This window comes from Pseudomonas sp. 13B_3.2_Bac1 (genome assembly GCF_025466205.1).
GTDB lineage: Bacteria > Pseudomonadota > Gammaproteobacteria > Pseudomonadales > Pseudomonadaceae > Aquipseudomonas > Aquipseudomonas fluorescens_H.
The window spans coordinates 66,228-78,804 of the sequence record NZ_JANLOG010000065.1 but is presented as its reverse complement, the minus strand read 5'-3'; the positions used below and the strand labels follow the sequence as shown (position 1 = coordinate 78,804).

The 12,577-nt window shown below is 61.1% G+C and carries 12 protein-coding genes; 5 read left to right on the top strand and 7 right to left on the bottom strand.

Annotation, left to right across the window (positions count from 1 at the left end; genetic code table 11):
- Nucleotides 1-698 precede the first annotated feature (698 nt).
- Entirely contained in the window at nt 699-1,673 is a 975-nt protein-coding gene (locus NTD85_RS10200; protein WP_103522369.1) for a 2-hydroxyacid dehydrogenase, read from the top strand.
- Between the two features lie 149 nt (nt 1,674-1,822).
- A complete protein-coding gene (locus NTD85_RS10195) occupies nt 1,823-2,332 on the top strand; it encodes a DUF2165 family protein (RefSeq protein ID WP_262142065.1) in 510 nt (169 codons plus the stop codon).
- 24 nt (nt 2,333-2,356) lie between these two features.
- On the opposite strand, the gene NTD85_RS10190 is transcribed toward NTD85_RS10195, so the two are convergent.
- Entirely contained in the window at nt 2,357-3,259 is a 903-nt protein-coding gene (locus tag NTD85_RS10190; RefSeq protein WP_103485833.1) for a DMT family transporter, read from the bottom strand.
- Between the two features lie 255 nt (nt 3,260-3,514).
- Here NTD85_RS10190 and NTD85_RS10185 point away from each other — a divergent pair, with 255 nt between their 5' ends.
- On the top strand, nt 3,515-4,390 hold the full coding sequence (locus NTD85_RS10185; protein ID WP_003221805.1) for a helix-turn-helix domain-containing protein: 876 nt from the start codon (nt 3,515-3,517) through the stop codon (nt 4,388-4,390).
- A gap of 143 nt (nt 4,391-4,533) precedes the next feature.
- Here the strand turns inward: NTD85_RS10185 and NTD85_RS10180 are convergent, their stop codons facing one another.
- From NTD85_RS10180 to NTD85_RS10155, 6 genes are all read right to left on the bottom strand, one after another.
- A complete protein-coding gene (locus NTD85_RS10180; RefSeq protein ID WP_262142064.1) occupies nt 4,534-6,963 on the bottom strand; it encodes a TonB-dependent siderophore receptor in 2,430 nt (809 codons plus the stop codon).
- Between the two features lie 213 nt (nt 6,964-7,176).
- Nucleotides 7,177-8,166, bottom strand: coding sequence for a FecR family protein (locus NTD85_RS10175; protein ID WP_262142063.1), 990 nt, complete (start codon nt 8,164-8,166; stop codon nt 7,177-7,179).
- Complete coding sequence (locus NTD85_RS10170) at nt 8,163-8,729, bottom strand: RNA polymerase sigma factor (protein WP_262142062.1); 567 nt, start codon at nt 8,727-8,729, stop codon at nt 8,163-8,165. The genes NTD85_RS10175 and NTD85_RS10170 overlap by 4 nt, the downstream gene beginning before the upstream one ends.
- Before the next feature lies 1 nt (nt 8,730).
- On the bottom strand, nt 8,731-9,057 hold the full coding sequence (locus NTD85_RS10165) for a DUF3325 domain-containing protein (protein WP_262142061.1): 327 nt from the start codon (nt 9,055-9,057) through the stop codon (nt 8,731-8,733).
- The gene (locus tag NTD85_RS10160) at nt 9,057-10,646 is read right to left on the bottom strand and encodes a PepSY-associated TM helix domain-containing protein (RefSeq protein WP_262142060.1); all 1,590 of its coding nucleotides are present in this window, start codon (nt 10,644-10,646) and stop codon (nt 9,057-9,059) included. The genes NTD85_RS10165 and NTD85_RS10160 overlap by 1 nt, the downstream gene beginning before the upstream one ends.
- Nucleotides 10,643-10,948, bottom strand: coding sequence for a DUF3649 domain-containing protein (locus NTD85_RS10155; protein ID WP_007967542.1), 306 nt, complete (start codon nt 10,946-10,948; stop codon nt 10,643-10,645). The genes NTD85_RS10160 and NTD85_RS10155 overlap by 4 nt, the downstream gene beginning before the upstream one ends.
- A 180-nt stretch (nt 10,949-11,128) precedes the next feature.
- On the opposite strand from NTD85_RS10155, the gene NTD85_RS10150 reads away from it, so the two are divergent.
- Both NTD85_RS10150 and NTD85_RS10145 read left to right on the top strand, forming a co-directional pair.
- Entirely contained in the window at nt 11,129-11,617 is a 489-nt protein-coding gene (locus tag NTD85_RS10150; RefSeq protein ID WP_262142059.1) for a sigma-70 family RNA polymerase sigma factor, read from the top strand.
- On the top strand, nt 11,614-12,546 hold the full coding sequence (locus NTD85_RS10145) for a DUF4880 domain-containing protein (protein WP_262142058.1): 933 nt from the start codon (nt 11,614-11,616) through the stop codon (nt 12,544-12,546). Before NTD85_RS10150 ends, NTD85_RS10145 begins: the two co-directional genes overlap by 4 nt.
- The last annotated feature ends 31 nt before the right edge of the window (nt 12,547-12,577 follow it).

Sequence of the window (12,577 nt, the reverse complement as noted above, 5' to 3'; positions counted from 1 at the left end):
GGCCCCCCCCCCCCCCCGCCCCCCCCCCCCCCCCCCGCTCCCACAGTTGGATTGGGTGTGGTCAGTTGGAGAGTGGTCAGCTGTCAGGCCGTCATCGCGAGCAGGCTCACTCCTACAGTTGGAATGGGTGTGGTCAGGTGGAGAGTGATCGGATGACAGGCCAGTTCCCACAGTTGGATTGGGTGTGGTCAGTTGGGGATTGGTCGGCTCGTAGGCCGCCATCGCTAGCAAGCCAGCTCCCACAGAAAAGCAAAGCAGTCCAGACAGACCGCATGCTTTTCACCACTCAACAGGATGAGCGCAAGCTCGGCTGCGGCTCTTGATCTTGCCGTGCCGGCCCCATCGGCAGGCTGAGTGGAGGGGTTTATCCGGGGGTGGGAGCGCAGCGACCGTTTGGCGCAGCCAAATGCATCGAGAGGAGGTGCAGCGAAGCAAACCGGAGGCGATGCCCCCGGATGAACCCCGCAACGAAGGAACCCGAGCCTAAGCGAGGGCCGAACGCCGGGGCCCAGACTTTTGGTTACTTTGGGGCGTTTGCCAAAGTGACTCGCCGTAAGGGCGAAACCGCCAGCAGCAACCCCCAAAGCAACGGATAAACACCCAACCCCCAAGAGCATGGTCGGCCCAAAGGCCGCCAAGACAACCCAAAACAGAAATGTTAGCGTGCTTGGCAATCAAGACAGCCGAGCCCAAGCCCGATGAAAAAAACAGTCCTGGCCTTCAGCCGCATCACCCCACCCATGATCGAACGGCTCCAGCAAGAGTTCGACGTCATCGTCCCCAACCCCAAGAACGGCGACATCAACGCCCAATTCAACGAAGCCCTCCCCCACGCCCACGGCCTGATCGGCGTCGGCCGCAAACTCGGCAAGGCCCAACTCGAAACCGCGACAAAACTGGAAGTGGTCTCAAGCGTGTCGGTCGGCTACGACAACTACGACCTCGCCTACTTCAATGAACGCGGAATCATGCTCACCAACACCCCGGACGTGCTCACCGAAAGCACCGCCGACCTCGCCTTCGCCCTGATCATGAGCAGCGCCCGCCGCGTCGCCGAACTCGACGCCTGGACCAAGGCTGGCCAGTGGCAGGCCAGTGTCGGCGCCCCGCTGTTCGGCTGCGACGTGCACGGCAAGACCCTGGGCATCGTCGGCATGGGCAACATCGGCGCCGCCGTCGCCCGCCGCGGACGCCTGGGCTTCAACATGCCGATCCTCTACAGCGGCAACAGTCGCAAGACTGAGCTGGAACAGCAACTCGGCGCACAGTTTCGCAGCCTCGACCAACTGCTGGCCGAAGCCGACTTCGTCTGCCTGGTAGTACCGCTCAGCGACAAGACCCGCCACCTGATCAGCCACCGCGAACTGGCGCTGATGAAACCGGGTGCGATTCTGGTCAACATCTCCCGTGGCCCGGTGGTCGACGAGCCGGCATTGATCGAAGCCCTGCAAAACAACCGCATCCGCGGCGCCGGTCTGGACGTCTACGAGAAAGAACCGCTGGCCGAATCGCCGCTGTTTCAGCTGAAAAACGCAGTGACATTGCCGCACATCGGCTCCGCTACGAATGAAACCCGCGAAGCCATGGCCAATCGCGCAATGGCCAACTTGCGCAGCGCTTTGCTCGGCGAGCGTCCACAGGATCTGGTGAACCCACAGGTCTGGCGCGGTTAAAAAACATCGGGCAAGTATCAAAAGATACTTGCCCGACAAGTTTCTCCCCGCACATGTTTTGAAATTCAACCCTGCACCGAAATAAAAACACCCGCTATAAACTCTCCTGACTTGTCGACTTCTCGATAAATATCATGGAGAACACTCACTTGAACACTCTGACCACGGATAAAATCATCCGCTTCAGCAAAGTCATACTGATGGGCTATATCAGTTTTTTTGGCTTGCTGGTGATGTACAGCAACTTCACTGACTATGCTTCAAACTATGAGTATGTCGGGCATGTTCTGAGCATGGACACTACCCAACACAACCTCAGCATCCGCTATCGCGCGATCACTTCCCCCATGCTTCACCACCGGATCTACTGGCTCATTATCACGCTGGAAGTGACCTACACCGCGTTTTGCCTGTTAGGCACTTATCATCTGTTGAAAAACATAAATGCTTCGAAAGAAAAATTTCACGAAGCAAAGCGGTTTTCAATCATCGGTTTATTGATCGCGCTGTTTATCTACTACTTGTGCCTGCAAGTAATCGGCGTTGAATGGTTTGACATGGATACTTCACAAACCTGGAACGCCAAGGACTGGGCACGACACATTGTCGACGTCCTATTTCCGCTGCTGATTTATATCGTCATAAGAGTCGAGCGCTGAAACAGCGCCCGACTCAATTCCCCATCAGGCCAACTTTCCCTGAGCCGGCACCTGTATTGCACGAGGTCTGCGGAACACCAGAATGTTCCCGAGCATGACCAACACCAGTCCGACCAGCGCCGGCGCAGTCCATTGATACCCTTCGGCAAACGCCGAGACGTTCAACGCCACCACCGGGAACAGTACCGTGCAATAGGCTGCGCGCTCCGGGCCCATGCGCCCGACCAGCGTCAGGTAGGCGGTGAAGCCAATCACCGAACCCGGGATCACCAGATACAGTAACGCCCCGACGTAACGCGGCGACCAGTCCATGTCGAACGGAATCCCTTTCACCAGGCACCACACCGACAACATCGCCGCGCCGTAGGCCATGCCCCAGGCATTGGTGGTCAACGGTTTCAGACCGGCCTTCTGCTGCAGGCTCGAGAGCATGTTGCCCGCCGAAAAACACAGGGTGCCGCACAGCGCCAGACCAAGCCCGAGCAACGTTTCAGGGCTGGCGTGATGGCCGGCCAGTTCCGGCCAGAACAGCATTCCCAGACCGAACAGGCCGAGCGCCCCGCCCATCAGCACGTTACGGGCGATGCGCTGACCGAAGAATACCCGTGCATTGAGCGCGTTCCACAAAGTGGCCGTGGAAAACACCACCGCGACCAGTCCGCTGGGAATCCACTGGCTGGCCGTCAGGAAGCACATGAAGTTGACGCAAAACAGGCACAAACCCTGCGCCACGCAGATCAGATGGCCGCGCCGATTCATCGGTTGCAGTCGCCGACTGAGCAGCAGCAATACGAACAGCACCAACGCAGCGAGGCCAAAGCGATAGACGATCGACACCGGAATCGCCACCACACCGAGTTGCCATTTCAGGGCAATCCAGGTGGTGCCCCAGATCAGCACGGTCAGCAGATACAGCGAAAGGTTCATGACGAGACTCCTGAGGACACGGGACACTCTGTGGCGAGCGAGCTTGCTCGCGCTGGGCTGCGAAGCGGCCCCGTTTCATGAGTGCTGCGCACTCGGCGGGAGCAAGCTCCCTCGCCACAGGTTTTACGTTTAACAGCGATTCAGGGTGCGGCAGCAAGGGTCGGGGCGCTTGCAGATTCTTGCGCTTTTGTCGCTCGACAGGCTGGCAGCGCGACGTCTACGGAGTAGGATGCAAGGCGTTGGAGAGAACCGAACATGGCCGCTATCGATACCCTGCAAGTCTTTCAAGCCCTCAACCGCTCGCCGAATGCGCGCCTTGTGCACAGCGCCGAGCTCGGTGACGGCTTGTCTGCGGCCCTGTGGACCAACCACCACGACGCCCAGGAATACGAAGCGCCGAGCCATCACACCCTGTCCTGCTACATCGCCGGCGGCACCGGCACTTTTCGTCGCGGGCAACCGGGACACAAGGGTGGGCCGGACAAGCTGTGCATCCTGCCGGCGGATCACGAATCCGGCTGGGTGATCAACGGTGATATCCGCCTCGCTCACCTGTATTTCAGCGCCGAACAATTTGCCCTCGGTTGCGTCACGCTGCTTGATCGCGAGCCGCGGGAGATGCAACTGCGCGAGCAGACCTTTCTGGAAGATCCGCAGCAGGCGCGACGTTTTCGCCAGTTACTGACGCTGAATTGGGAAGAGCCTGCCGAGCGCGTGCTGACCAGCAGCATTGCCCATGAATTGATCAGCCATACCTTGCTCAGCCAGGTCGGCGCCCGTCAGGGGTTGCGCCTCAAGGGTGGACTGGCGCCGCATCAGCGTCGGCAGTTGGTCGAGTTCATCGACAATCAGTTGGCCGAGCCGATCAGCCTCGGGCAACTGGCCGGATTGTGTGCGCTGTCGGAATACCACTTTGCCCGAATGTTTCGCGTGAGCTTTGGCTTGCCGCCGCATCAGTACGTGCTGGCGCGACGCTTGAGCCGGGCGCGGGAGTTGTTGCGCGGCACGGCGTTGCCGTTGGGGGAGATTGCGCTGGCGTGCGGGTTTGCCAGTGCCAGTCATTTCACCAACCGGTTTCGGCAGGTATTGGGTGGGACGCCGGGGGAATATCGGCAGGCGTTTTTGCGTTAGAGGCGGGATTTTTATTGCCTGTTCGGGCCTCTTCGCGAGCAAGCCCGCTCCCACAAGGTCTGCGGCCGTTCAAGACGTTTATGTCCGACCGGGGAACCTGTGGGAGCGGGCTTGCTCGCGAAGAACGATGACGCGGTTGCGGATCAGAATTCCAACGTGCTCGACAACGAAATCTGCCGCGAATCGCCCATCGACACAAAGAACCGGCTCGCCGCCGAGGTGTAGTAGGTGCGGTCGAACAGGTTCTTCACGTTGAGCTGAAACTTGACCTTCTGCCCTTCAAGCTTGGTGTCGTAAGTGGCGAATGCATCGGCCACGGTGTAGCTCGGCAGGTCGAAATCATTCACCGCGTTGCCCGCCCGTTCGCCGACATACCGCGCCCCGGCGCCGACCCGCAGTTGATCGCCACCGATCACGCTGCCGAAGTCATACACCGCCGACAACGAGCCGCTGTTCTTCGCCACGTTTTGCAGACGATTGCCTTTGTAGTCCGGGTCTTCGGTGACCTCGGCATCGGTGTAGGCATAGGCGCCGATCACGCTCCAACGGTCGGTCAGCTGGCCGGTCAGGTCCAGTTCCAGACCACGGGAACGCACCTCGCCCGCCGCGCTGTAAATAGTGGTTGGGCCTTCAGAGTTGGAGACCAGCACGTTGCGTTTCTTGATGTCGAACAGCGCGATATTACCGGTCAAACGTCCCGGCATATCCAGACGCGCACCCAGCTCCCATGACTTGGCTTCCTCCGGCGCGATGCTGCCGTCGAGCACGGTGCTGCTGCCGCTGAGCGGGGCAATGGTCGAGTTGGGTTTGAACGATTCGGTGTAGCTGCCGTAGAACGACAACTCGTCGGTGTAGCGATACACCAGACCGGCGCGCGGTACGAATTTCTGCCCATTGCTGTCGGTGTTGGCCTTGAACGGCACGCCTTTGCCGGCGTACTGGTCGTACTCCTGGAAGCGCCCACCCGCGACCAGAATCCACTGGTCATTGAGGTGGATCGAGTCCTGCAGGAACACCGAATCGCTGCGCAGCAGATCGGTCTGCGCACTGTCCGCCGGGCTGACCGTGGTGCCTTCGACTTCGCGACCATAAACCGGGTTGACGTAGCTGAAGGTGCTCAGGCTTTTCTGGCGGATCAGGTCGGCGCGGTAGATCTTGCGGTACTCGTCGTCGACGCCGAACACCAGGTCATGTTGCATGCCCAGCAGGTTGACCTTGCCTTCGAGGCTGGCGGTGGCGAAGCGGTCGGTGCTGATCGCGCCTTGCGTGCCGTCCATGCTGCGGGTCAGCGTGCCTTTTTTGGTGTCGATGGCGGTCACGCGCACCTGGCTGGCGTCGTAGGTTTCGCGGTTCCAGCTGTAGCCGAAGTGGGCTTTCCAGTCGTCGTTGAGTTCGTGGTCGGCCTCGAAGTGGTACAGGTCGGAACGACCTTCCATGTCGTTGAACGGCTCGTCCAGACGCTCGTTGCGCGAGATGTCCAGCGGATGGTTGGTGCGCGGATCGATCAGCGTGCCACGGTCGAACGGCGTGAGAAACTCGCGGTGTTCGTAGGAGAACAGCAACTTGGTACGCTCGCCATACCAGGCCAGCGATGGCGCGATCAACGTCTCCCGATGGGTGCCGAAGTTGCGCCAGTAATCTTCGTCTTCGTGATCCAGCACCAGGCGATAAGCGAGGCCGGAATCGCCCAGCGCACCGGTGCTGTCGAAGCTGCCGCCGCTGCCATTCTTGCCGTCGCCGTAGGTCGAGCCGCGCAGGGTCAAAGCGTTGTATTGGGTCAGTTCCGGCTTCTTGCTGACCAGATTGACCACGCCGCCCGGGTCCTGAATCCCGTACAGCAGTGAGGCCGGGCCCTTGAGCACTTCGACACGATCAACGGTCTCGTTCATCCCGCGACCCTGCACGATCGGCATGCCGTCGCGCATGATCGAGCCGTTGCGGTTGTCTCCAAAGCCGCGAATCATCACCGAATCCTGAGTGCTGCCCAATGTATTGGCCTGGGTAATGCCGCTGATATTGGCCAGCGCATCGTCGAGATTGCGCGGGGTCTGATCGCGAATGACCTGAGCCGGGATCACGTTGACGGTCTGCGGGATTTCCTGCAGCGAAGCCGAGGAGCGCATCACCGAACTGGTTTGCGGCGGCTGGTAGCTCATCGAGTCGTCGCGCATCGAGGTGATGGTGGTGGCGCCGAGATTGAGGGCGCCCGCGGTGGGTTGCGGCTCGAGCGCGAAGGTGTGGCTGTCGGTGCGGCGGAAGGTCATGCCGGAGCCACTGAGCAAGCGTTGCAGCGCCTGTTCGGCACTCATCTGGCCGCTGACCGCCGGGGCGTTGAGGCCGTACGGCGCTTCATCGGTGTAGACCACGCTTTGCCCGGTGATACGGCTGAAGTCGCTCAGGGCCTGGGGCAGCGGTTTGGCGCTCAGGGAAAAACTGAACTGCTTTTGCGCCGGGCTGCTGACGGTTTCAGCGGCGAGCGCCACGCTCATCGGCAGCAGCGCCAATGCGCAAAAACTCAATGCCGAAACACCCAACCACTGTTTGACCGAACCCGATTTTGCCCTGGACTTCATTGCTCAATGACCTGTGTAGAACCGCAACGGATGCGAATGACTCGCAGTTTCAGTCACTACACGGATGGGCCTGTGGTTTACCTCACCACAATTTTGAAAATATTTTTCGGGAGCAGCGTCGGTAGTTCTGACGCCTTCGCGAGCAAGCCCGCTCCCACATCTGGAATGCATTCCCCTGTGGGAGCGGGCTTGCTCGCGAAGAGGCCAGTAGACCTAGCGCAAAATAATCAGATGCCCCAACACCTGATGCTGCTCAAACCCCATCACCCCTTGCAGCGAACTCAACACAGCCTGCGGATCCCTGCTCGGAAAACTGCCGCTGACCTTGCGCGCCGCCAGCTCATCGTTGAGTACAACGATCCGCCCCGGGTAATAGCGCCGCAAATCCTGCACCACATCGGCCAGTGACGCCTTGTAGTAATTCAGCCAGCCCTGACGCCAGGCCAGTTGCGCCTCGCTGTCCACCGCGTGCAGTTTTTCCGCAGTGCCCTGCCCGTAGGCCACTTGCTGGCCGGCCGTCAGAATCTGCTGCGGCGCATCGCGATCCGCCGTCACGCCAACGCGCCCGGACAGCACCGTGACTTGCGCCCCACCGGGTTGCAGACGCACTTCGAACTGCGTGCCGAGTACCCGCGCCTGACCTTTCTCGGCCTCGACCACGAACGGCTCGCCGGTATGCGTGACACTGAAAAACCCGGCACCGCGACGCAGTTGCACATGCCGTTCGCCCTGGCTGAAATCCACCGCGATGGCGCTGTCGGCATCCAACGTGACTTGCGATTGATCGGCCAGCGTCACGGTGCGGATCTCGCCCGGCGCCGAAACGTAATCGGCGCCCAGATCATCGACCCAGCGCTGCGGTTGCCAGCCCGTGCCGAGACTGATCATCAGCATCAGACACGCGGCCATCGCCAGCGCGCCCGACCAGCGCACAAGCGCTGAGCGACGCGGGCGATCCATCGCATTGAGGTAACCCTGCAACGCAAACGCATCTTCATCGGCGAGGGTGCGCGCCGGACTTTCGCTTAGCTCCCACAGCACTTGCGCCTGCGCGTAAGCCTCGGCGTGGGCCGGGTCGGCGCGCAGCCACTGGCTGAAGGTCAGTTGATCGCCGCTGCTCGGGCGGTCATGCAGAAGACTCAGCCAGGCGAGTGCGGCCTGTTCCTGAGCCGGCGTCGGGACGATGCGGTCGGTGTGATTCACGGTGCTTTCCCTGGCAGACGTGGCGCGGGTTCGCGCAGGCTGGCCTTACAGGCCTCGAGGGCGCGCATCATATGTTTTTCCACCGCGCTTTGGGACAAGCCCATGGCCTTGGCGATGTCCGCGTACTTGCGACCGTGGATGCGATTGAGCAAAAAGATCTGCCGGGTGCGTTCGGGCAAGGCGCGCAACGCCGCTTCGACATGGCGCAGATCATTGTCTGCTTCGAGCGCAGCTTGCGGTTCACTGCCGTGGCTGTCCGGCGCGTCCGGTTGCCAGCCCTCATTGACCCGCACCCGCGTACCTTCGCTGCGCAAATGATCGATGGCGATGTTGCCGGCGCAACGCAAAAGATAGGTACTGAGCTCTTCGACCTGCACCAGTGGCCGACGCCAGAAACGCAGGAACAGATCCTGCACCAGATCTGCCGCCGTGGCCCGGCAGCCGACGCGCCGGTTCACCAGCGCTTCCATCTGCGAGCGCTGCGACAGGAACACCTGAAGAAAATGCGCACGCGCGCCGTGCGGCTCGTCGTCGCGGGATTCCGGAGGATGACCGATCAGCATGTCAGCACTGCGCCCAGGCAGCGACCGGGCTTGCCAGCAGACTCAAAGCGGCCAGCACCAAGGCCAGTTTCGGTCGATATGGCATCAGCAGTACCAACGCCAGCGCACTGCACATCAGCACCGCGAACCAGTCGACCAGACCCAAGCCCCAACCGTTGGCAGCCACGGTGGCCCAGAGTGACAGGCCCAGCATGAGCCAACCGAAGAGTTTCAGCCCCCGACCACGCCGGACTGAAGGTTTGCGCCCCAGCAGTTCGTCGTGATGCCGTGGCATCGACAGGCACAACGCGGTGAATCCGGCATAGCACAGCAGCAACGCCAGCAGCATCAGTTCGTCCCCTGCTCGAGCGTGATTGGCCGAGCCCTTTCGCGGGGCGTTTTTTTCACTCGCACACTATGCCCGGCGCGCTGCATCTTCCAGGCGGCCCACGTCAGAAACAGACCGGCGCCGAGACAGGTCAGGTCGAAACCGGCCAGCGCCCAGTCACCTTGTGCCAGCGTGACGCCGAGGTGATGCGAAGTGGTCAACGCATTGAGCAACGGCACCGTGACGAACAGCAGCGCTGCCAGTGCCAGTTGTTCGACCCAAGCCTTGCGTCCAGGCCTGAGCAGTGCGTGCATCACGCTCAAGCCCCAGGCGATGAAGAAGGCGTTCACCTCCCAATCGGCCCGCCCATCGAGACTCGGCGGCAACAGACGATTGCTCCAGAAGAACACCGCCACCGCGTTGACCAGTCCCGCCATGCTGGCAATGTTCAGCACTTCGACCAGCCGTAACTCGAACGGCATCAAGCCACTTTTTGCGTGTTTGAGCTGACGCTTGCCGAGCCAGATCACCAGCCCGGTGCCGATCATTGCCGTACCGGCCAGGCCGCAGAGGAAGTACAGCCAGCGCAGTACCGGGCCGGCGAAACGGCCGATGTGCAAACCGTAAAAACTCCCGGCAATCGCCATCGGCAGCGGCTTGTCCGCTGTGGCGCCGAGCAACTGCCCGGTCACGCCATTGAAGGTCACATCGCTACCGTACTCGTAGGTGATCTTGTCGGAACTGGCACGGGAAAACTGCACAGAGGCACTGGCATCGCCGGGGTTAGTGACCGTCACCCGTGTCGCGTGGCCGCCGTCCCAGTGCTCACTGGCGCGCGTCATTAGCGCAGCCAGCGGCGGCAAAGTCGCTGGCTGGCCGGCGCGCTCCGGCAGCGGCGTTTCAGGAAATACTTCATCGTAGAACGCACCGAGGTTGTTGCCGTAAGTCGCCAGAATGCTCGCCGGCATAACCATCGCCATGAAAATCACCAGGCTGCTGTAGGTGATCATCAGGTGGAACGGCAAAACCAGCACACCCACGGCGTTGTGGCCGTCGAGCCAGGTGCGCTGGCCTTTGCGCGGGCGAAAGGTGAAGAAATCCTTGAAAATTTTCTTGTGGGTGATGATGCCGGTGATCAACGCGATGAACATCACCATCGCCGCGCTGGTCGCCAGCCAGCGGCCCCACGGATAGGGCATTTGCAGCTGGAAATGGAAACGGTAGAAGAATTCGCCGCCCATGCTTTCCCGGGGTTCTACTTCGGCTCCGGTTTGCGCGTCGAGCGTCTTTTCAGTGAACTTGCCGCGCTTGCCAGGGCTGGCCGGAGTGTCTTGCCAACTGACGGAAAGGCCGGGTTCGCGGGCGCTGGGCAGGCCGATCCGCCAGCGTGAAGCATTCGGCGCCCGTTGTTGCAGATAGTTTTGCGCCAGCGTCAGGCTCGCTTCGGCATTGAGCGGGCGCAAAGGGATTTCCGGCTGCATCCAGTGCGTGGTTTCGTCCTTGAAATAGGCCAGTGTCCCGGTCAGGAAAATCGCGAACAGCAGCCAGCCGAACACCAGTCCGGCCCAGGTGTGCAGCCAGGCCATCGACTGGCGAAAGCCCTCTTTCATGCGTAGCCCAAACCACGTGCGGCCCCGGACACCGTCGCCAGAATCACGCTCGGCACCAGCAATCCGACCCACGCCGACCATGCCGTGCGGCAAGCGAAACACCACAGCACCGCAACCAGATAGACCAGAAAGGAAATGGTCATGCCAGTCACTACAGCTTCGGCGCGGCTCAACGGTAACCACATCGTCAGGGCCACGCTGGCCAGCGCCGCGACCAGATAGCCGCCGAACACCGCCGCCAGCACCCGCGAGGTGACGGCCAGACGATAGGACATGGGAAGTGAGGCGAGTTTGCCTTTCATGTTTCGACCCTGAAACGAAAAAAACGTCCGACCGACGAGACCGGACCAACAGGCGAACAATATTAATGATAAATATTCTCATACGCAAAAGCATCTGATTGCCGGACACCCTCGCCCGCCCCTACAATGCGAACAGTTCTTGTTCTCTAACGCATCGATCATGCGCCCGGAGTAATACCGTTGCCGTCCGCCCATCCCGTCGAATCGCTCTACCAAGACCACCACAGCTGGCTCACCGGCTGGTTGCGGCGCAAACTCGGCTGCCCGGACAGCGCAGCGGATCTGGCGCAAGACACGTTCATTCGCGTGCTCAGCGCCCGCGAACCCGCGGTGATCATCGAACCGCGCGCCTTTCTCACCACCCTCGCCAAACGCGTGCTGTTCAATCATTACCGTCGTCAGGATCTGGAACGCGCCTACCTCGACACCCTGGCGCAGATGCCGGAAATGGTTGCGCCATCGGAAGAAGACAAAGCGATCATCCTGCAAACCCTGATCGAACTGGACCAATTGCTCGATGGTTTGCCACGACCGGTCAAACGCGCGTTTTTGCTGGCGCAGGTCGATGGCCTGACCTATCCGCAGATTGCCGCCGAGCTGGGCATCTCGGTGGCCACCGTCAAACGTCATCTGCAAAAAGCCGCCCTGCGCTGCTACTTCGCCCTGTGAACCGCGTGCCGGATTTCTCTGCGCAAGTGGCCAAACAGGCCGTGTACTGGCTGATGGAAATGCAGCAAGGCACGCTCTCCCCGCGTCAGCAACAGGCCTGGCAACACTGGCTGGACGCCCACAGCGAACACCGTCGGGCGTGGGAGCACATGCAGCGGGTCAACCAGCGCTTGCGCGGTGTGGCTTCGCCATTGGCGCATGCCGCATTGAACGGGCCGAAGTCTTCCAGTCGACGCCAGACCCTCAAGTTGCTGCTGCTTCTGGGTGCCGGTTCCGCCGTCACCTGGGGCATGCGCGAGCACAATCCGCTGCCGACGCTGCTCGCCGATTACCGCAGCCCGGTGGGCCTACGCCGCAAAATTGCGCTGGGCGCAGACAGCCAGTTGCAGCTCAACACAGCCAGTGCGGCGGACGTGGATGGCGCGCAACGACTGATCCGTTTGCTCGAAGGCGAGATCCTGCTCAGCACCGCGCAAGCGTTCGCAGTACGCACGGCGCAAGGTGTGTTGAAAACCAGTGCGGCCCGTATCAACGTTCGACAATTTGCTGATCGCACACAGGTCGCGCTGTTCGAAGGCACGGTCGAACTGACCGCCAACGGACGCGCGCCGATGCAACTGCCGATCGCCCGACAACTGAGTTTCAGTGCCACCTCGATCAGCGAAGCCAAACCGTTGGACGCCAACAGCGGCGCCTGGGCCGACGGCATGCTGATCGCCGCGCACATGCGCCTGGGTGACTTCCTTGAAGAGCTCGGACGCTACCGTCGCGGGCAGTTGCATTGCGCTGCGAAAGTGGCCGACTTGCTGATATCGGGGACTTATCCACTGGACGACAGCGAACGGATTCTTGATCTGCTGCAAATCAGTCTGCCGGTGAAAGTGCGGCGCTTTACCCGCTATTGGGTGAGCGTCGAGGCGCGGGCTTAGAAGCAAAATCAAAAGATCGCAGCCTGCGGCA